20 protein-coding genes are annotated in these 18701 nt (G+C 60.0%); 6 read left to right on the top strand and 14 right to left on the bottom strand.

Annotated features, from left to right (window positions below; all coding sequences use genetic code 11):
• The first annotated feature begins 1 nt into the window (after window position 1).
• The 4 genes from hisA (at window position 2) to HDE79_RS15825 (ending at window position 3156) form a co-directional block, all read left to right on the top strand.
• Complete coding sequence (gene hisA, locus HDE79_RS15840) at window positions 2-730, top strand: 1-(5-phosphoribosyl)-5-[(5-phosphoribosylamino)methylideneamino]imidazole-4-carboxamide isomerase (RefSeq protein WP_184603194.1); 729 nt, start codon at window positions 2-4, stop codon at window positions 728-730.
• A complete protein-coding gene (hisF, locus tag HDE79_RS15835) occupies window positions 724-1494 on the top strand; it encodes an imidazole glycerol phosphate synthase subunit HisF (RefSeq protein WP_184603193.1) in 771 nt (256 codons plus the stop codon). Before hisA ends, hisF begins: the two co-directional genes overlap by 7 nt.
• A gap of 19 nt (window positions 1495-1513) precedes the next feature.
• Entirely contained in the window at window positions 1514-2149 is a 636-nt protein-coding gene (gene hisIE / locus HDE79_RS15830) for a bifunctional phosphoribosyl-AMP cyclohydrolase/phosphoribosyl-ATP diphosphatase HisIE (RefSeq protein WP_184603191.1), read from the top strand.
• A gap of 179 nt (window positions 2150-2328) precedes the next feature.
• Window positions 2329-3156, top strand: coding sequence for a hypothetical protein (locus tag HDE79_RS15825; protein ID WP_184603189.1), 828 nt, complete (start codon window positions 2329-2331; stop codon window positions 3154-3156).
• A 172-nt stretch (window positions 3157-3328) separates the two neighbouring features.
• On the opposite strand, the gene HDE79_RS15820 is transcribed toward HDE79_RS15825, so the two are convergent.
• The 4 genes from HDE79_RS15820 to HDE79_RS15805 all read right to left on the bottom strand — a co-directional run bounded on the left by HDE79_RS15820 (window position 3329) and on the right by HDE79_RS15805 (window position 6394).
• Entirely contained in the window at window positions 3329-4369 is a 1041-nt protein-coding gene (locus HDE79_RS15820; protein WP_184603188.1) for a C13 family peptidase, read from the bottom strand.
• A gap of 21 nt (window positions 4370-4390) precedes the next feature.
• Window positions 4391-5077 carry an acireductone synthase gene (gene mtnC, locus HDE79_RS15815; protein ID WP_184603186.1) on the bottom strand — a complete coding sequence of 229 codons (687 nt, stop codon included), beginning with the start codon at window positions 5075-5077 and terminating at the stop codon, window positions 4391-4393.
• Between the two features lie 106 nt (window positions 5078-5183).
• On the bottom strand, window positions 5184-5747 hold the full coding sequence (locus tag HDE79_RS15810; protein ID WP_184603184.1) for an acireductone dioxygenase: 564 nt from the start codon (window positions 5745-5747) through the stop codon (window positions 5184-5186).
• Entirely contained in the window at window positions 5744-6394 is a 651-nt protein-coding gene (locus tag HDE79_RS15805) for a methylthioribulose 1-phosphate dehydratase (RefSeq protein ID WP_184603183.1), read from the bottom strand. The genes HDE79_RS15810 and HDE79_RS15805 overlap by 4 nt, the downstream gene beginning before the upstream one ends.
• 182 nt (window positions 6395-6576) lie before the next feature.
• On the opposite strand from HDE79_RS15805, the gene HDE79_RS15800 reads away from it, so the two are divergent.
• Entirely contained in the window at window positions 6577-6909 is a 333-nt protein-coding gene (locus tag HDE79_RS15800; RefSeq protein WP_184603181.1) for a high-potential iron-sulfur protein, read from the top strand.
• 444 nt (window positions 6910-7353) lie between these two features.
• Here the strand turns inward: HDE79_RS15800 and HDE79_RS15795 are convergent, their stop codons facing one another.
• Together HDE79_RS15795 and HDE79_RS15790 are read right to left on the bottom strand one after the other, a co-directional pair.
• A complete protein-coding gene (locus HDE79_RS15795) occupies window positions 7354-8811 on the bottom strand; it encodes an amino acid permease (RefSeq protein ID WP_184603179.1) in 1458 nt (485 codons plus the stop codon).
• A gap of 90 nt (window positions 8812-8901) precedes the next feature.
• Entirely contained in the window at window positions 8902-10410 is a 1509-nt protein-coding gene (locus HDE79_RS15790) for an amino acid permease (RefSeq protein ID WP_184603178.1), read from the bottom strand.
• Window positions 10411-10573: 163 nt separating this feature from the next.
• Between HDE79_RS15790 and HDE79_RS15785 the strand changes: the two genes are divergently transcribed.
• Window positions 10574-11152 (top strand): NUDIX hydrolase, encoded by a 579-nt coding sequence (locus HDE79_RS15785; RefSeq protein WP_184603176.1) that lies wholly within the window; start codon window positions 10574-10576, stop codon window positions 11150-11152.
• On the opposite strand, the gene HDE79_RS15780 is transcribed toward HDE79_RS15785, so the two are convergent.
• The 8 genes from HDE79_RS15780 to HDE79_RS15745 form a co-directional block, all read right to left on the bottom strand.
• Complete coding sequence (locus tag HDE79_RS15780; RefSeq protein ID WP_184603175.1) at window positions 11149-11670, bottom strand: 3-hydroxyanthranilate 3,4-dioxygenase; 522 nt, start codon at window positions 11668-11670, stop codon at window positions 11149-11151. The two genes, HDE79_RS15785 and HDE79_RS15780, sit on opposite strands and share 4 nt — an antisense overlap.
• Window positions 11671-11796: 126 nt before the next feature.
• Entirely contained in the window at window positions 11797-12390 is a 594-nt protein-coding gene (locus HDE79_RS15775) for a fasciclin domain-containing protein (protein WP_184603173.1), read from the bottom strand.
• 253 nt (window positions 12391-12643) lie between these two features.
• Window positions 12644-14533, bottom strand: coding sequence for a DNA topoisomerase IV subunit B (gene parE / locus HDE79_RS15770; protein ID WP_184603171.1), 1890 nt, complete (start codon window positions 14531-14533; stop codon window positions 12644-12646).
• Between the two features lie 87 nt (window positions 14534-14620).
• Window positions 14621-16471: an ABC transporter ATP-binding protein gene (locus tag HDE79_RS15765; protein WP_343205986.1), complete on the bottom strand. Its 1851-nt coding sequence runs from the start codon at window positions 16469-16471 to the stop codon at window positions 14621-14623.
• 102 nt (window positions 16472-16573) lie between these two features.
• Window positions 16574-17287, bottom strand: a complete 714-nt coding sequence (gene msrA / locus HDE79_RS15760; protein ID WP_184603167.1) for a peptide-methionine (S)-S-oxide reductase MsrA — start codon at window positions 17285-17287, stop codon at window positions 16574-16576.
• A 226-nt stretch (window positions 17288-17513) separates the two neighbouring features.
• The gene (locus HDE79_RS15755; RefSeq protein ID WP_184603165.1) at window positions 17514-17738 is read right to left on the bottom strand and encodes an RNA-binding S4 domain-containing protein; all 225 of its coding nucleotides are present in this window, start codon (window positions 17736-17738) and stop codon (window positions 17514-17516) included.
• Between the two features lie 30 nt (window positions 17739-17768).
• Entirely contained in the window at window positions 17769-18218 is a 450-nt protein-coding gene (locus tag HDE79_RS15750) for a barstar family protein (RefSeq protein WP_184603163.1), read from the bottom strand.
• Window positions 18215-18625, bottom strand: a complete 411-nt coding sequence (locus HDE79_RS15745) for a ribonuclease domain-containing protein (RefSeq protein WP_184603161.1) — start codon at window positions 18623-18625, stop codon at window positions 18215-18217. Before HDE79_RS15745 ends, HDE79_RS15750 begins: the two co-directional genes overlap by 4 nt.
• Window positions 18626-18701 lie beyond the last annotated feature (76 nt).

Here is an 18701-nt window from a genome sequence, read left to right as displayed (position 1 = left end):
CGTGAGCTTGAATGTCATCCCCGCCATCGATCTGCGCGGCGGAAAGGTGGTGCGATTGAAGCAGGGCGACTATGCGCAGCAGACTACATACGAAGCCGATCCACGCGAGCTGGCGCAGCGTTATGCAGCAGCCGGAGCGACCTGGTTGCATCTGGTCGATCTGGATGGTGCCCGTTCCGGCAACCTCGACAATCTCGCCGTTATCGAGTCGATCGCCGCGGACGGCATGCGAATTCAGGCCGGTGGTGGCGTACGTGGCGAAAGCGATCTAAGCCGACTGTTCAGCGCCGGCGTGAGCCGCGTCGTGCTCGGCAGCGTGGCGATTCGCGATCCCGAACTCGTGGCGAGCTGGCTGACGCGATGCGGCGCCGAGCAGCTGACGATCGCGCTTGATACACGCAGGATCGATGGTCATTGGGTGCTGCCAAGCGCCGGCTGGACCGAAATGGAATCGCGCACGCTGCACGAACTGGCGCCGTGGTATGCGGAGAAGGGGGCGCGTCATTTGTTGTGTACGGACATCGACCGTGACGGCATGCTGGCCGGCTTCAATCTCGATCTGTATCGACACCTTGCGCAAACCGTCCCGGCGTTGGCGGTGCAGGCGTCTGGCGGCGTTCGTTCGCTGGATGATATCCGCGCCGCTCGAGAGGTCGGGGCGAAAGGCGTGATTCTCGGCCGCGCTCTGCTGGAAGGACGGTTTACCATCGAGGAGGCATTGGCATGCTGAGTCGCCGACTTATCCCTTGCCTCGATGTGCGCGATGGCAAAGTAGTGAAGGGTGTGCAGTTTCGTGACCATGTGGTGATGGGCGAAATCGTCGACCTGGCACTGCGTTATCGCGACGAGGGCGCGGACGAGCTGGTTTTCTACGACATCACTGCCAGCCCAGAGGGGCGTAGCGTGGATCGCGACTGGGTCGAGCGTGTGGCGCGAGTCATCGACATTCCCTTCTGTGTCGCTGGCGGTATTCGCTCAGTCGACGAAGCGCGTGCGGTGCTGCATGCCGGCGCCGACAAGATCTCGGTGAACTCGCCTGCACTAGAGCGGCCCGCATTGATCGACGAACTGGCTGCCGCCTTTGGTGTGCAGTGTGTCGTCGTCGGCATCGATTCGCTGCGTGATACCGACGGCGAATGGCGCGTGCGCCAGTACACCGGGGATCCTGACAAGACGCAGGCGCTGGCCCGCAAGACGCTGGACTGGATGCTTGAAGCGCAGCAGCGCGGTGCGGGCGAGATCGTGCTCAATTGCATGGGCAGCGATGGCGTGCGCAAAGGCTACGATCTCGAACAACTTTCCGTGGCGCGTGCCGTTTGCCATGTCCCGCTGGTTGCTTCCGGTGGCGCTGGTGTCCCCGAACACTTTCGCGATGCCTTCATTGAAGCCGATGTGGACGGTGCACTTGCCGCCAGTGTGTTCCACTCCGGCGCCATCGCCATACCCGAACTCAAAAAGTATTTGCGCACCCAAGGCGTGGTGGTGCGGCTATGAGTCTCAAGGAAAACAAGCGATGAGCGATTCCAATACCGATCTCAGCCGACTTGACTGGGCCAAGGGCGAAGGTCTTCTGCCGGCCATCGTGCAGCACTGGCAGAGCGGCGAAGTGCTGATGCTCGGCTACATGAATGCTGAGGCGTTGACGCAAACACAGAGCAGTGGACATGTGACCTTCTATAGCCGCAGCAAGCAGCGCCTGTGGACCAAGGGCGAAAGCTCCGGCAACGTGCTGACACTCAAATCCATCCGCATCGATTGCGACGCCGATACCCTCCTGATACAAGCGGAACCCAACGGCCCAACCTGCCACGAAGGCACCTCAAGCTGCTTTGGCGAACGCGCCGACGTACGGCCGCCACTAGGATTTCTCGCCGAACTCGACGCCCTGGTTGCGCAGCGCCACGCTGAACGACCCGCAGACAGTTACACCACCCAGCTGTTTGACGACGGCATCCGCCGGATGGCGCAGAAAGTTGGCGAAGAGGGAGTTGAGACGGCGCTCGCCGCCGTGGCCCAAGGCGACGCCGAATTGCTCAGTGAGTCAGCCGATCTCATTTTTCACCTTATCGTGGTGTTGCGCGCACGTGGTCTATCGCTGACTGATGTCGTGGCGTTGTTGGCCGAACGGCATAATCGACACGGCGGGTAGCGACGTTGAACGGGACATCGAACAGCGGCTTACGACCCATTTCAGCCGGTGACGAACGGCTGCTTTCAGGAGGTAATTTCTTCAACGCTGGGGCCAAACTGGCGTGCGGCTTTTCGCGCGTCTGCTTGGACTGGCCCCCCAAGTTGCCATCGTGCGCATCACACATTAGGAGGCAAGTCGTGCTCACCTGCGTGCAACAACAAGAGGGAAGTTGGCGAGTTCGGCAGGCCGCCGTAAGGCCGTGCGTATACCTGGATCATTGGGCGCTCGACCAGGTTGGTAGTGATTCTGAGCTAGCTGCTACATTGATTGCCGCACTTCAAGCTAGTGGTGGGACGTTGTGTATCTCCGTTGTCAATGCAGCCGAAGCGTGCAAAGCATCCGACCCGAAGCATGCTCGCCGTATCGACACCTTCCTAGCCGCCGCCATGCCCCAAATCGCGATGGTGGATCTAGGTGCAATGGCCATTAGTGAGGGCATCCCGGACACGGCTGAAGGTGAGATTCCTGTTTATGCCTTGGGCGACCCTCCGTTGGAACGACAACTCGCTTTCGAGTTCGCGATGATTGTGTCGAAGCCGAACGGCATCGGCTGGGTCGAAAGCGCGTGGCTCCAACGAGAGCGGCGCGGAGACATACTCAGTACGGTGTCCGCAAACATCGCAACGCGCTGGGATGAGGAGCGGCAAAAGGAAGCCTGGCGCGACCGTGCACGTACTGCGCCGCTCAATCGGCCCGCGAAACGCGCGTGGAGGGTAATTGCCGACGTGATGCGGCCGGCTGTCATCAACACAGCTCAGAGCATTCCCGTGAACGATGGTGCCGACTGCTTGCATGCCCTCGTGCTTCCGTACTGCGACTTCGTATTGCTGGAACACAAGTGGGCCGACCGTGCTGAAAGCACGCGGCGACGTTTTGAAAAGCACGGAGAAAAGATAGGCAAGACTATCTCTCAACGTACGGGCGGCGTGGCTAAGTTGGTCGAGGAACTGCTGGCCTTCGGCTAGTTTGGCGACGGCGGTTACACCAGGCTGCGCGGAATTTTGTGTAACCTCGTGGATGAGACGCTGGCTTACCTAATACAGCGGTCGACCGTCCGCTGTTGGCCCGACGGAAGACGTTTGTGGTCGGTCAACAATTCGGTGCCACTAATCGTGGCCTTTTTGAACTGACGAACGATTATTGATTCGCGGCCGCCGTGCTGGCAGAGCTCGGGACTGCTGGCTTGAACGGTACCATCGGCCCAGGCGTGAAACCCTTGCGCCAAAGCGCGAGCTGATCGGCGATGCCGCTGCCGATATTGATCTGCGGTTCGGACGGTGTGAGCTTGTCGCGCTGTTCCCACTGGTTTATTTCGCCGCTGGCCTGTTTGAAGGCGGTGATGAAATCCGGGGTCTGGTTCAGTGCATCGACTAGCCAGGCCTTGCCGAAATAAGTGGCGTCGGAATCGCTACCACAGCCGAACGAGCTGCGGTCGGTGCGGGCGGCGGTGATGACCAGTGTGCCTGGGTTGTGTAGTGGTGGAACGAATCCACCGGAATAGCACGCGCTGATCACCAGCACTTTCCATTTGAATGGGTGCTTGGCCAGGATGCCGGCGAGATCCGGTGCGCCGATCTGATCCAGTGGCAGTGGATCCATGTCGACCAGCAGGTTGTGGTCTTCATCGCCGTGGCTGGTGACGTAGAGCATCAGGATGTCCTGATCGGGCTTCATCGCCTTGGCCACACCATCGAGGGCTGATTCGAGGTTGCTCCAGCTGGCCAGCGGATGCGCGGACAGCGTATCGGGATTGTTTTCCAGCACCAGCGAGTGTGCGGTAGCTCCGAAGCGCTGCGAGAACAGTTGCGATGCGTATTCGGCTTCATTGCGGAAAACGTCTTCGCCGCCGTCGCCAGCGAAAGTCACCAGATAGAGATTCGGTTTGCCGGCGATACGCGGGGTGAGCTTTGCCAGCGCGTCAGCCACCATCTTTGGCTGTGCGTAGATCACCTGCTCGGGTGACGGGCCGGAACTCGGCCAGTCAGCGTCGTTGTTGTCGTCAGCATCGGCATCTGCTGATGACGATGTGGCCGGTTCGTTGCCCCTGGAATCAGCCGCTGCGCTGCCGGATGACTGGGAATCAGCGGTAACGAACGGCAGCGTTGAATGATGCGGCAACCACAACATCACAAGGACGCCTGCAGCGAAAGCCAGCAAGGTGATCAGGGCAGTTCGCATGGCGGGACTCGCGCGGCAGGTTCAGGGCTGGATGGCATCGAAATTACGATAGGCAGCATGACGCGGCGCATCCGGCCATTCCAGTGGCTCACGTATCAGCCAGGCGGTGTGGAAGCCTGCGGTTTTTGCAGCGTCGAGTTCTTCCACAATATCGGACAGAAACAAAATCTGTTCGGGACTTGCATCGATAGTCTCAGCGATGCGTCGGTAGGAATCGACCTCGCGTTTGGCGCCTGTTTGCGTATCGAAGTAGCCGGAAAACAGTGGTGTGAGATCGCCCGCTTCGCTGTAACCGAACAGTAGCTGTTGCGCCGGCACGGAACCGGAGGAGTACACATACAACAGTACTCCGCTGGCATGCCACTGGCGCAGGCACGCAGCGACTTCGGGGTACATATGCGAACGGTAGTCACCGGATTCGTAGCCGTCTTTCCAGATCATGCCCTGCAGCGCTTTCAGCGCGGTGGATTTGCGATCCTCGTCGATCCACTGCAGCAGCAGCTCGATGATTTCCTGTCGGCTGGCTTCGACCAGTCCAGCTTCCTTCGCGGCTTCATGCAGCCAATGCAGTACGTCCGGTTTGTCGCCGTGAGTTTCGACGAAGGCCGGCAGGCGCTGGCGTGCATAGGGGAACAGCACGTCGCGGACAAAGCTGATCGAGCTGGTGGTGCCCTCGATATCGGTGACGATGGCGCGGATGTCGGTCATGGCTGGACGCTGATTGAATAAGACGGCCAGCATAAACGACTGGGCGGTTTTGCAAGGCCAACTAGGCTACGTATACCAATATGAGGGCACCCGCGTGCTGTGAGGTTCAGGCGTGCGCCGGCGAATAAGGCTGCATGCGCGGGAAACGCTTTGCGATGTCGTCGCCGGTGAAATTCGCGACCCAGCCTTCCTTGTTGGTGAAGAAGCGGATAGCGACGAAGTAGGGTGATTCACTCATGTCGAACCAGTGGCGCGTGCCGTCAGGCACGCCGATCAGGTCGCCCGATTCGCACAGCACGTCGTAGATCTTGTCATTGATATGCAGGGTGAACTGGCCGGCGCCGGCGACGAAGAAGCGCACCTCATCCTCGCTGTGCGTATGCTCGTTGAGGAACTTCTGCCGCAGCACGGCGCGATCGGGATGATCCGGTGTCAGGCTGATCACATCCACGGCCTGATAACCCGTTTCGCCCATCAGGCGATCGATATCGGTTTTATAGGCCGCAATGACTTCATCCTGGCTGGCACCGGGTGCGATCGGCTGGTTGGCTTCCCATTGTTCAAAACGGATGCCGACCTTGTCCAACTCGCGGGCGATCGCCGTATGTTCGCGATGCAGCGACAGTTCGGCGTCTGGGTGAACTTCGTCATAGATACGTAGCTGGCTCATGATGCTCTCAACCTTTTCAAATCCAGTTCACAGCCCAGCAGGAATTCGAGTGCTTCCAGATGGCGGTGCGTTTCTCTCATGTCGCGGCCCCAAGTATAAATCCCATGGCCATCGATCAGATAAGCGTGCAGCGGCTTGTCGGCATTCAGCCAGGCATCGACCCGATCAACCAGCTCGGGCATATGCTGGGTGTTGGGGAAGACCGGGATCTCCAGCAGGCTCTCGTGCGTGCTGTAGCCGGTGATTGCTTTTTGCAGTTCCCAGCCCTGCAGGCGAATCACACCGTCGCTGGCGTAAAGGCGTGAAGCCACACTCTGCGTGCGTGAATGGGTGTGCAGAACAGCGTGCATTTCTGGCCAGCGCCGGTAGATCTGCGTGTGCAACGCCGTTTCCGCACTGGGCTTCGCATCCGTGCCAACGGCTTTGCCTTGCATGTCGATCAGCATGATGTCATCGCGACCCAGCTTGCCCTTGTCGCGGCCGGAGATGGTGATAGCTGCGTGGTCAGCATCAATACGTGCCGAGAAATTACTGCTGGTTGCCGGTGTCCAGCCAGACGCTGCCAGTTCACGCGCGGTGTCGGCGATCGCGTCCGCCGTCGTCTCGAACAGGCTGGTCGGTATGGTGGAGGGTAGCTGCTGGCTCATATGGTTTGGACGTCCAAATGGAGACTTACTATACCACGCGAGAAAGTGCCGCCAGACTTGAAAAAGTGCCGCCAGACTTGAATGAGAGCCATTCTCGCCACTCACGAACGATTGATGAAACAGGCGTACCATCGCCGCAAATCCAGCGCAAAGTGCGTGGGATAAATGACGGAGGCTTGCCCATGTCGCATGAGAAGAACACGGAATCACGGCGTCGATTTCTGAAGGTGGCTGCCGGTACAGCGGCAGCTGTTGCGATCATGGGCGGCCTGCCGCGATTTGCGCGCGCTGCCGACCTGCCGGCGGTGACCCCGGATGATCCAACGGCCAAGGCGCTGGGTTACGTGGAAGACGGCAGCAAGTCGGCCGATCCCAGGCACAAGGCTGGCGATACCTGCACCAACTGCCAGTTTTACTCTGGTGGCCCTGCCGGTCGTGGACCATGCCAGCTGTTCCCGGGCAAATCGGTCAACGCGAAAGGCTGGTGTGTGTCGCATAACCCGAAGCCAGCCTGAGTCTGACTCGAATAACTTCAGTTTCGAACAAATGAGAAGGCCGGCATCAAGCCGGCCTTTTTGCTTTACGGGCTGCAATCGTCCAGTTAGTGCATGACGGCAAGCCGGTTCGGCGGAATGAGTCGTTGTCGCTGCAAGAAAAGTGCTGCCCGACGCACCAAGCTAAGGAGCTGACCCACTTGGTGCGCCGAGCGGCGATCCGGAGGCCCACTGCCAAGTGATCAACCCGCGGACTGGCGATGATACTCCCGAGCGGCGCGAATGGGCGGCTGTCCGCCAAATTTCTCTTGAAAAATTCTCGTTAAATGCAGTAAAAACAATAAGTTATGATGAAATTCTCAGCGGGAACTGAGATTTCTGGCGGCCTTCCTGGCTAAACGCGAAAGTTGCCGTAAACCTGCTTATTCACGACTTTATCGAGCTTTCAAAGACATTCCAGGAAGTTCACGATTCGGCGGCCAAGTTTTGCTCGCGGCGTAGATGACTATGCCGACGTCCATAGCCGAAGTAGATCGTCATGCCGACGACTGTCCAGATGCCCAGCAGCAGCCACTGGTACCAGTTTTCCCAGTACAGCAGCGCCAGGCAGCTCAGCACGCCCAGTACGCAGGTAACCGGTGCCCACGGCACGCGGAATGTGCGCGGCAGATCAGGCCGCGTCTTGCGCAAAATCAACACGCCAGCGCAGACGGCCACGAAGGCAATCAGGGTTCCCATCGACACGAGATCGCCAAGTACATCGAGCGGAAATACCGCAGCGAGCGCGGCGATACCGACGCCGGTGATGACCGTGTTGATGTGCGGGGTGTGATAACGCGGATGAATCTTGGCGAATACCGGTGGCAGTAGACCGTCCCGAGCCATGATCATGAAAATGCGCGGTTGCGCGATGATCATCACCAGAACTACGGATGATAATCCGATCAATGCGCCGATCTCCACGGCCCAGCGCAGCATGAACAACTGCGGGTGCGCACGCACCGCGGTGACCACGGGCTCGGCGGTGTCGAGCTGGTCGAAGCGCAGCAGGCCGGTAATCACGGCGGCAATGCCGATATAGAGGATCGTGCAGATCGCCAGCGAAGCGAGTGTGGCAATCGGCAGATCGCGCTGCGGGTTCTTTGCCTCCTGCGCCGCCGTCGATGTCGCCTCGAAACCGATGTAGGCAAAAAACACCAGTGTGGCCGCGCGCATGATGCCGGCCCAGCCGTACTTTTCCGGTCCCTGACTGGCAGGAATAAATGGGTGCCACAAGGCGGGATTCACGTAATGCCAACCGGCAGCGATCACCAGCACGATCAACGCCACCTTGAAGATCACCATCACAAGATTCGCGCCACTGGACTCACGGATGCCGACGTAGCACAGCCAGGTCAGTGCCATCACGATGCCAACGGCAGGCAGGTTGAAAAGCGCGCCCGTGGTGACGAGATGCCCGTCGGTATAGGCGAGCGGGGCGTTCGTCAGCACGGTCGGAAGATGGATGCCGACGTGATCCAGCAGGCTGACGAAATAACCCGTCCAGCTCACCGCGACCGCCGATGCGGAAACACCGTACTCAAGCACCATGTTCCAGCCGATAAACCACGCGACCAGTTCGCCCAATGTGGCGTACGCATAGGAATACGAGCTTCCCGACATCGGGATCAGCGTGGCGAATTCCGCGTAGCAAAGCGCCGTGAAGCTGCAGCAGATGGCGGCGATAACGAAAGCCAGAATAATTGCAGGGCCCGCATGTTCGGCCGCAGCCTGTCCGGTAATCACGAAGATACCGCCGCCAATCACGGCGCCAATGCCCAGCGCCGTAAGACCCCACGGCCCCAGCGTTCGTTTCAGGGCAGGGCCATGGCTGTCATCGGCTTGGGAGAAATCAGTCTTGCGTGCGAGTAACTGTTTGAGCATCGAACGGCCTTGCAACGATAGGATGAAGCGGAGCGAGTTGGATCTTCAAAAACAAAGGGCCGGCAACATGGCCGGCCTTTTGTACGAGCTTCAGCCCCGGCTGGCCGGATTACGCATTTTGCTATGCCAGTGGCCATAGCCGAAATAGATTGCCATGCCGATGGTCGTCCAGCCGACGATCAGCGGCCAGTTGACCTGGAACGACTGCCAGAACAGGTAGAGGCAGATCAGTGAGCCAAGGCCACTGACCAGCCATACGCCAACCATGCCACCCGGCACGCGGAACGCACGCGGCAGTTCCGGGCGGGTATAGCGCAAGGTCAACACGCCGATGCAGACCGTGGTGAAAGCCAGCAGCGTCCCCATCGATACCAGTTCGCCAAGAATGCTGACCGGAAAGAGACCGGCGGTGACCGCTGCAACCACGCCCGAAACAACTGTGGCCACCGACGGCGAGCGGCGGGTTGGATGCACCCGACCCATCGCCAGCGGCAGCAGGCCGTCTTTCGACATGCTGAAAAAGATTCGCGAGGTGCCAAGCAGCATCACCAGAATCACCGAGGAAAGGCCGGCCAGTGCACCGAACGAAACGATGGCCTTCAGCCACAGCAGTTGCGGGTAAAAGCTCAGCGCCGTGGCGACCGGCTCGGGTGTGCCCAGCGAGCGATACGGAGCGATACCCGTAAGCGTCAACGCCATGGCGATATACAGCACGGTGCAGATCGCCAGCGAGCCAAGGATGCCGATCGGCATATCACGCTGAGGATTCTTTGCCTCACCAGCGGCGGTAGATACCGCATCGAAGCCGACATAGGAGAAGAACACCAGCACGGCTGCGCGGAAAATGCCGCTGGTGCCGAATTGCCCCGGACCTTCTGCCGGCGGAATAAACGGGTGCCAGTTGGCTGGATTGATGAAGCGGAAAGCAAAGATCAGGAATAGGAAGATGACGATAAGCTTGATCGAGACGATGATCCCGTTGACGAACGACGACTGTCGTATGCCGATGTAGCAAAGGCAGGTCAGCCCGGCAACGATGGCTACGGCCGGCAGGTTGATCAGGGTTCCGGTGGCAACGATGTTATGCCCGGCGAATTTGAATGGTGCCGAGGCAAGGGCATCAGGCAGTGCGAGCGACATGCCGGTCCAGTGGCCAATGATGGAAAGGCATTCGTTGAAGTAGCCCGACCAGCCCGCAGCGACGGTAGCCACCGCAAACATGTATTCCAGTACCAGATTCCAGCCGATGAACCAGGCAACGATCTCGCCCAGCGTTGCGTAGGAATAGGCATAAGCGCTGCCGGAGACCGGGATCATCGCAGCAAACTCGGCATAACACAGGCCGGCAAAAGCGCAGGCGATACCGGCGACGATAAAGCTGATCATTACCGCGGGGCCAGCGTGCTCCGCCGCCGCCTGGCCGGTGATCACGAAGATACCTGCGCCGATTACTGCACCGATGCCGAGGGTAACCAGGTGTCGTGCGGTCAAAACGCGCTTCAGCGTGGGCTCACCATCCAGGCCGTCGTGGGGCAGAACTCCCGCATCGACATGCGGCGAGGCACTGATCGGGTGCTTCGCGAAAAGTTGTTTCAGCATGCATTTGTCCCCTGAGAGATTGGCGGCTTTTCTTTGGCGATCGTACGCACGCAGTGCATGCTTCGCCGTTTATTTGCGTCAATCTGGAACCATAGCCGAGCCACCGTAGGGGTACAAGCTGCGCTGCGGCTATGATTGGCTTTATTCCCAGTTCGTTGTTGCCATGCACGCCAGCTCGCCCAACGCTTCGACCGCCTTCTGGAATTATGCGGAAAGCTATCCCGCACACGTTTCGCTGGCGGAGGATTTTATTCAGTTTGCGCGGCTGGGTCTGGCGGCTTTCGAGCGCAGCCATCCGTCTGGCCATTTCACCGGCTCGGCGTGGCTGGTTAGTGCCGACGGCGAGCGGGTGCTGCTAACGCATCATCGTAAGCTGGATCGCTGGCTGCAGCTGGGCGGGCATGCGGATGGTGATGCCGATCTGGCACGTGTGGCGCTGCGTGAGGCCGGGGAAGAGTCGGGGTTGAGCGAGCTGGTGGTCGAGCAAGACATTTTTGACCTTGATCGCCACCGTATTCCCGCACGCGGCGAGGAGCCAGAGCACTGGCATTACGACGTGCGTCATGTGGTGCGTGCGATCGGTAGCGAAGCGTTTGCGGCCAGTGAGGAGTCGCTGGCGCTGGCCTGGAAATCGATTCGGGATATCGCAATTGACGTCTCAGCTGATGCATCGCTCCAGCGGATGGCGCGCAAATGGCTGGAGCGAAACCAGCCAGATTCATCCCGACATTCCCCGTCCTAGCCGTATTTGGCTGGCGCCGGATTCAGATGCCCGCATTGGTCGCAGGTGCGCACCTCTCGCGAACCATAGAAGCGATCGAACACTGGCGGGAAATCCTGTTCGATATCGTCGAGCACAAAAAACTCTTCATAGAGTTTGTGGTTGCAGCGTTCGCAGAACCACAGCAGTCCGTCCTTCTCGTGCGGCAGGCGCTTGCGCTCGATCACCAGTCCGATGGATGCCGGCATGCGCTGCGGCGAATGCGGCGTGCGTGGCGGCAGATAGAAAAGCTCGCCGGCACGAATCGGAATGTCGCGGGCGTGGCCGTTGTCCTGCACCTTCAGCACCATCTCGCCTTCGAGCTGGTAGAAGAACTCCGGGCCTTCGTCGTAGTGATAGTCGGTGCGTGCGTTGGGACCGCCGACGATCATGATGATGAAGTCGCCATCGACAATGCACTTGTTGCCCACCGGTGGCTTGAGCAGATGGCGGTTGTCGTCGATCCAGCGCTGCAGATCGATGGGTGGCATCAGAGCCATGCAGTCTTACTCACAAAGAATGAGTCGACACCTTAGCCCTGCCGGCGTCGCAAAAAAAGCCACCCCGACGAGGGAATCGGGGCGCTGGTCTTGCACTCACGCGTTGAAAGAGGATGTGCCGCTCAATTACGGCATCAGAACCTTGTCGATAACGAAGATCACGCCGTTGGACTGAATGACGTTGGGTATCGTGATATTGGCCACGTTGCCCTTGTCGTCGGTCACGGTCCACTTGCCGTCAATCTTGGCAACGGTGATCGAATCGCCTTCGACGGTCTTCAACACGGCCTTGCCGTTACCGGCCTTTGCGGCTTTCTCAAGATCCTTCGAGGTCATCTTGCCGGCGACCACGTGGTAGGTCAGGATCTTGGTCAGGTCGGCCTTGTTCTCCGGCTTCAGCAGCGTATCGACGGTGCCGGTGGGAAGCGCAGCAAACGCTTCATTGGTTGGTGCGAAGACAGTAAAGGGACCCGTGCCGGACAGTGTGTCGACCAGACCGGCAGCTTTTACCGCGGCAACCAGGGTGGTGTGATCATTCGAATTCACCGCATTCTGGATGATGTTCTTCGACGGATACATGGCGGCGCCGCCGACCATCACGGTTTTACCGCTGCTCATCGAACTCATCGAGTCGGCCATTGCCATCGGCACCACGGCTATGGTGGCAAACGCCAGTGAGAGACCAAGGGCGATGCTGCGCATGCGCTGATTCTTGTTCATGGGGATCTCCAAAGATTTCCGCTTCGCGGATTGGAAGCGTGTGGAGATACGGCGCGAATTGCAGATCGGATGCAGTAAGTATTCGTGAAAATTCGGTAATCACGACAACGTCACAGCAAGTGCCCGAATGCCGGGTCGCGTGCTGTGACGTTAGTTAATGCATGTAGTTCGGCGACGCCATGCACACCCATTTGCCGGGATGTGCGGGTCTTTAAATACAAAGCGCAGTAGCGGTTGTCGTGAAACAGCTAGTTCAAATTTCCAGCGTTGCCAGATCGCCTTTCTCTTCCAGCCAGGCCTTGCGATCGCCGGCACGTTTTTTCGCCAGTAGCATGTCCATCAGTTTCGACGTGCCGTCGTCATCGCCGATGGTCAGCTGCACCAGCCGGCGCGTATCGGGATGGATGGTCGATTCGCGCAGCTGTGGCGGGTTCATCTCGCCCAGACCCTTGAAGCGGGTCGTGCTGACAGCGCCCTTCATTTTCTCGCGTTCGATCCGCTGCAGCATCGCCGCCTTCTCGCTTTCGTCGAGGCAGTAGAAAACCTGCTTGCCCACGTCGACGCGAAACAGCGGCGGCATAGCCACAAACACGTGGCCTTCGCTGACCAAGGTGGGGAAATGTTTCAGGAACAGTGCGGTCAGCAGGGTGGCGATATGCAGACCATCGGAATCGGCATCGGCCAGAATGATTACCTTGCCGTAGCGCAGCCCGGAGAGATCGTTCTTGCCTGGATCGCAGCCGATGGCGATGGCGAGGTTGTGCACTTCTTCCGAGGCCAGCACCGAGCCGGACTCGACTTCCCAGGTGTTGAGGATCTTGCCGCGTAGCGGCAGGATCGCCTGGAACTCCTTGTCACGCGCCTGCTTGGCGCTGCCGCCGGCGGAGTCGCCTTCGACCAGAAACAATTCGGTGCGGGTGAGGTCGGTTGCCGTGCAGTCGGCCAGCTTGCCGGGCAACTGCGGTCCCTGGGTGATCTTCTTGCGGATGATCTGCTTGGCCGCTTTCAGACGCGCGCTGGCGCGTTCGATCGCCAGCTGTGCGATGCGCTCGCCCATCTCGACGTGCTGATTGAGCCACAGGCTGAAAGCGTCGTGGATGACGTTCTCGATCATGCCGGCAGTCTGTCGTGAGGAAAGACGCTCTTTCGTCTGGCCGGCAAACTGTGGATCCTGCAGTCGTGCCGACAGTACGAAGGCCAGCCGCTCCCACACATCTTCCGGCGCCAGTTTTACGCCGCGTGGCAGCAGGTTGCGTATGTCGCAGAACTCGCGGATGGCGGTGGTCAGGCCGGTGCGCAGGCCGTTGACGTGGGTGCCACCTTGCGCGGTGGGAATCAGGTTGACGTAGCTTTCCTGCACCAGCTCGCCTTCCGGCAGCCAGGCCAGGGCGACCTCCATGCCTTCGACATCGCGCGCCATGTGGTGCACGAACAAGTCGTTCGGCAAGGCGTCCGCGCCATCAAGTTCGCCGCGCAGGTAATCGCGCAGGCCGTCCTCGTAATACCAGTCGTTGATTTCGCCACTGGCGACATCGGTCAGCTTGACGCTGAGGCCCGCGCACAGCACGGCCTTGGCGCGTAGCAGATGACGCAGGCGCGCCAGCGAAATCTTCGGTGAGTCGAAATACTTCGCTTCGGGCCAGAAGTGCAATGTGGTACCGGTGCGCTTCTTCGGCACCGTGCCGATGATTTCCAGCGGGCTGACTTTGTCGCCGTGCTCGAACGCCATGCGGTATTCGGAGCCATCGCGGCGAATCGACACCTCGACGCGATCCGACAGTGCATTCACCACAGACACGCCGACGCCGTGCAGGCCACCGGAAAAGTTGTAATTCTTGCCGCTGAATTTTCCGCCGGCGTGCAGCCGCGTCATGATCAGCTCGACGCCGGACACGCCTTCTTCCGGGTGGATATCCACCGGCATGCCGCGGCCGTCGTCGCTCACCTCGACGGAACCATCCGCATGCAGCACGACTTCAATGCTGCGGGCATGGCCGGCGAGGGCCTCATCCACCGAATTGTCGACGACTTCCTGCACCAGATGATTCGGGCGGGTGGTATCGGTATACATGCCGGGGCGGCGTTTGACCGGGTCTAGACCCGAGAGAACTTCAATATCGGCGGCGTTGTAGCGACTGCTCATGCGTGTGTTTCAACCAGGATGGGACGTCTAGCGGACAGCGAAGCATGGGGCGCGCGGGCAGGCAGGGTCAAGCTGGCCCGGCAATATCTAGCGGTAGCCTTGTGCCTGCAATGAGAACAGGTGTGCATAGTGACCCGCCAGCGCCATCAACTGCTCGTGGCTGCCATGTTCCTTGATCCGGCCGTCCTGAATCACGATGATCTGGTCGGCCATGCGCACGGTCGAGAAGCGGTGCGAGATCAGGATCGCGATACGGCCACCAGCGAGCTCGCGGAAATGCTCGAAGATCGTGGCTTCGGCCTCGGCATCCATCGCGGCGGTGGGTTCGTCCAGCACCAGGATATCCGCGCGTGAACGCATAAAGGCGCGCGCCAGCGCAATCTTCTGCCACTGGCCCCCGGACAGCTCGCGGCCGTCGCGGAACCATTTGCCCAGCTGGGTATTGAAACCGGCCGGCAAGGTGTCGATGAATTCACTGGCCATGCCCTTGTCGCTGGCTTCACGCCAGCGTTCGACGTTCTCGAATTCGGTCACGTCGCCGGCACCCACGTTCTCACCGACGCGCATCTGGTAGCGCGCGAAATCCTGGAAGATCACGCCGACCCGCTGCAGCAGGATGCTTTCATCCCAGTCGTGCAGGTCGGTGCCGTCCAGCAGCACGCGGCCGCTGTCGGGGGAATACAGGCGCGTCAGCAGCTTGATCAGAGTGGTCTTGCCGGAGCCGTTCTGGCCGACCAGCGCCAGCGATTCGCCGGGTCGGATATGCAGGTTGATATCGTGTAACGCGGGCTCGGTTGCTCCAGGATAGGTGAAGCTGACCTGTTCGAAGCGGATACCGTCCCTGGGGATTGCACCTACCTGTGCGGTGCCGACCGACGGCGGTACCGGCGTTTCCAGGTACTCGTACAGCGTCGATAGATAGAGGTTGTCCTCGTACATGCCACCGATCGCCGAGAGCATCGCTGACACGGCCGACTGGCCTTGTCGGAACAGCATCAGATACATGGTCATCTGGCCCAGCGTGATGTGGGCGACCACCGTGCTCATGGCGATCCATACGTAGGCGGCATAAAGCGTCAAGGTGCCGAGCAAGCCCAGGCCAAAGCCCCAGCTGTCGCGTCGGATGGTCAGATCGCGGTCGTCGCGATAGAGCGTGTTGAAAATTTCGCGATAGCGGTCGAGCAGCAGCGGACCGAGGCCGTAGAGCTTCACTTCCTTCGCATGATCCTCGCGCGCCAGCACCGTCTCGAGATACAGCTGCATGCGTGTTTCGGGCGAGCGCCAGCGGAACAGGCGGAATGCGTCGCCGGAGAATTTGGTTTCGGAGATGAACGAGGGCAGGCCGGCCAGCAAAAGCACCAGCACCGCCCACGGCGAAAAGTGGAACAGCAAGGTGCCGTAGCTGATCAACGAAATCGCGTTCTGACCCAGCCCGAAGGTGCGTGTGACCAGCGACAACGGCCGGGTAGAGGCTTCGCGGCGCGCACGGGTGAGCTTGTCGTAGAACTCCGAATCCTCGAAGTGGGCCAGTTCCAGCGTCAGCGCCTTCTCCAGAATCATCACGTTGACGCGCTGCCCCAGCTGCGCTCGCAACAACGACTGGCACACCGAAAGCCCGCGCTGTGCGCCGGCCAGCAGCGCCACCAATAGGCCCTCGAGCAACACCCAGCGAACCACCGGCCACCATGCCACGCTGCCACTCGATGCCCACAGCCGGCTGGCGCCCACCACGGCATCGACGATATGCGCACCGACATAGGCCACGCCAGCCGGCAGCAGACCTGCGATCAGCGTGAGCAAGGCCAGCGTAATGGTCAGCGCCTGGCTTGTACTCCAGACCAGTTGCAGCGCGCGACCGCTATAGCGAAACACGCCCAGAAAACTGCGCGTGAGTTCCGCTGATTCAGCCGGTGAGGAAGGAGAGGCTTGAGGCGTCACGTGGGGAGTTTGGTCCGGCCAGCAGCGCATCAGGCGCCGAAATCCAGAGATGGGGGCCGTGACGCCTCACGCAAGTCGAGGGAATCGCGCGGTGTTGATGACTCAGTGCAGCTGAATCTCGACCACCTGCTGCTCGTCCTTGTAGATGGCCGGAAACAGCTTCTTCAGATGGGAGACCATTGGCGCGTCGTTGTAGGCGATGTATGGGTTATCCGGATGCAGTTGTGCGTAGTTCTGGTGATAGGCCTCGGCTTCGTAGAACGCCTTGAGCGGTACGACTTGCGTCACGATCGGTGCGTCGAAGGTTTTGGCGGCGGTCAACTGCGTAATGTAAGTGCTGGCAATTTTCTGCTGCTCGGGGCTATTGTAGAAAATCGCCGACCGATACTGTGTGCCGCTATCCGGCCCTTGGCGATTCAATTCCGTCGGATTGACCGGCACCGAGAAGTAAATTTGCAACAGCTGGCCGTAACTGATCTGGCTGGGATCGAACTCCACACGGATCGACTCGGCATGGCCAGTGTCGCCATCGCTGACCTGGTCGTAATGCGCCGTGGCCGCCGCACCGCCGGAATAGCCAGCCTCGACCTTGCGCACGCCTTTGACGTGATCGAACACCGACTCCATACCCCAGAAGCACCCACCTGCAAGCACCGCAATCTGGTCTTTGGAGGCGGCCGCTTTCGGCGCATCCATTTTTGGCGCAGGCACCGCGCCCGCGTTGCTGGCGGCCGATACGGGCTGGCAGGCGCTCAGTCCGGCGACCATCAATGCGGCGGCAAGGGGAAGGGCTTTGAACAAGGTACGATGATTCATGGTGGGCCTCACTAACGGTGATGATGCGTCAGATCGATAGGCATCAGTTACGTTGGGATTTCGGCGCCGGATGTAGCAGAAGGTTGTTTGAGTTACGGAATTTCTGCTGCTCCAACAACGCGTCCCAGCGGCATCCGACGACCTCGGATACCTGTTATTCGCTGGGCGACTGGCGTCGGTTACATGGCTCGCGATGGGAGCTGATGAGGTCTGGCGGAGCAATGCCTCAGCGGGCGTCCGCCAGCACGTGGATTTCCATGTCGTCGATGGTGACGACCTGACCTGCGCGGATCTTGCAGGTTTTGCGCAGTTCCATCGTGCCGTCCACCAGCACGGCACCGCTGGCCACGATGGCCTTGCCCGCGCCGCCGCTGTCGCACAGGCCGGTGAGCTTGAGCAGCATGTTGAGTTCGACGTAGTCGCCTTCGAGTTCGAAATCCTGGGTTTGCATGGTTTTCCGGTGTGGGATGAATGGGGAATTTCAGCTGGCGCCAGTGGCTGTTTCGGGCAGGGCGAGAAACGCGAACCACGGCATATCGTTGTCACTGGCAAAGGTGGCGGCGTCGTCGAGAATACCAAGCAGGATGTTGAAGTCCGCTTCCGCCGCATGCCGCAAATCATCGGCGTGATCGAACAGCAACACATAACCCCAGGCCGGCATCCAGCGCAGATCGCGCAGGCAGTCGGCCAGTGCATCCCAGTTATCACCAAACGTGGCTGGCAGTTCGAGCGACTGAGTCAGCCGTCGCAGCAGCTCGTCCTTGCCCCGGCAACCGGACAGATCGGTGCGGCATACGCGCAGTTCGTCGCGCGTTGCCGTGTTGGCCAGTCGGGCGAGGTCATCGCTGCCCACGAAATAAATGCCGCTTTGCGTCGGCTGCGTGAGGTTGGGGTCGAAGTCGCGCGGACGGCGCGGACCATAAATGTTCATCGGTTGACCTTGAACGCGCGGAAGCTGCGGTAGTGATCGTCGGTGTAGTAGTAGATATCCGGTGGCGTACCACCAGTGATGATGCGTCGTGCACCACGGGTGTCGGCGCCCGGTGTTTCGACGGTGTACTCGTGGTAGTAGCCGCGTGGCTGTGAGGGCAGTAGGTTCTCGTAATTGCCGAAAACCACACCGTCCTGTCGATGTGTGAAGGGGCCGGCGCTGGCGATGCGATCCAGCGTGGCGCGCGCCTCTGCCGGCAGGAAACTCGGTAGTGAGGCTGATGTGTTGTTGCTGCCGGTTGTTGCCGCAGAACCGACTGCACCGTTTGGACTCGCACCATGCCCTGACCAGATGGCTGCAGCAGCGACCAACACCAGGAGCAGGATCAGTGGCTTGAACTGGCGCATCGGAGTTTGTCGGCGTGATGGATGGAAGGAAGCTTAGTCCGATCAGCTACGCATGGAGTGGATGCCGTGTGTTGCT

The organism is Rhodanobacter sp. MP1X3 (assembly GCF_014207165.1).
GTDB lineage: Bacteria > Pseudomonadota > Gammaproteobacteria > Xanthomonadales > Rhodanobacteraceae > Rhodanobacter.
This window is presented reverse-complemented; position numbering and strand designations above follow the sequence as displayed.

Excerpts from the sequence above, each read along its gene's own strand:
- HDE79_RS15755 (WP_184603165.1), bottom strand. The coding sequence starts at position 17,738 with ATGCAAACCCAGGATTTCGAACTCGAAGGCGACTACGTCGAACTCAAC.
- parE (WP_184603171.1), bottom strand. The coding sequence starts at position 14,533 with ATGAGCAGTCGCTACAACGCCGCCGATATTGAAGTTCTCTCGGGTCTA.
- HDE79_RS15780 (WP_184603175.1), bottom strand. The coding sequence starts at position 11,670 with ATGGCTCTGATGCCACCCATCGATCTGCAGCGCTGGATCGACGACAAC.
- HDE79_RS15745 (WP_184603161.1), bottom strand. The coding sequence starts at position 18,625 with ATGCGCCAGTTCAAGCCACTGATCCTGCTCCTGGTGTTGGTCGCTGCT.
- HDE79_RS15800 (WP_184603181.1), top strand. The coding sequence starts at position 6,577 with ATGTCGCATGAGAAGAACACGGAATCACGGCGTCGATTTCTGAAGGTG.
- msrA (WP_184603167.1), bottom strand. The coding sequence starts at position 17,287 with ATGAATCATCGTACCTTGTTCAAAGCCCTTCCCCTTGCCGCCGCATTG.
- hisIE (WP_184603191.1), top strand. The coding sequence starts at position 1,514 with ATGAGCGATTCCAATACCGATCTCAGCCGACTTGACTGGGCCAAGGGC.
- HDE79_RS15820 (WP_184603188.1), bottom strand. The coding sequence starts at position 4,369 with ATGCGAACTGCCCTGATCACCTTGCTGGCTTTCGCTGCAGGCGTCCTT.
- HDE79_RS15805 (WP_184603183.1), bottom strand. The coding sequence starts at position 6,394 with ATGAGCCAGCAGCTACCCTCCACCATACCGACCAGCCTGTTCGAGACG.
- mtnC (WP_184603186.1), bottom strand. The coding sequence starts at position 5,077 with ATGACCGACATCCGCGCCATCGTCACCGATATCGAGGGCACCACCAGC.
- HDE79_RS15775 (WP_184603173.1), bottom strand. The coding sequence starts at position 12,390 with ATGAACAAGAATCAGCGCATGCGCAGCATCGCCCTTGGTCTCTCACTG.
- HDE79_RS15810 (WP_184603184.1), bottom strand. The coding sequence starts at position 5,747 with ATGAGCCAGCTACGTATCTATGACGAAGTTCACCCAGACGCCGAACTG.
- HDE79_RS15790 (WP_184603178.1), bottom strand. The coding sequence starts at position 10,410 with ATGCTGAAACAACTTTTCGCGAAGCACCCGATCAGTGCCTCGCCGCAT.
- HDE79_RS15785 (WP_184603176.1), top strand. The coding sequence starts at position 10,574 with ATGCACGCCAGCTCGCCCAACGCTTCGACCGCCTTCTGGAATTATGCG.
- HDE79_RS15750 (WP_184603163.1), bottom strand. The coding sequence starts at position 18,218 with ATGAACATTTATGGTCCGCGCCGTCCGCGCGACTTCGACCCCAACCTC.
- hisF (WP_184603193.1), top strand. The coding sequence starts at position 724 with ATGCTGAGTCGCCGACTTATCCCTTGCCTCGATGTGCGCGATGGCAAA.
- HDE79_RS15795 (WP_184603179.1), bottom strand. The coding sequence starts at position 8,811 with ATGCTCAAACAGTTACTCGCACGCAAGACTGATTTCTCCCAAGCCGAT.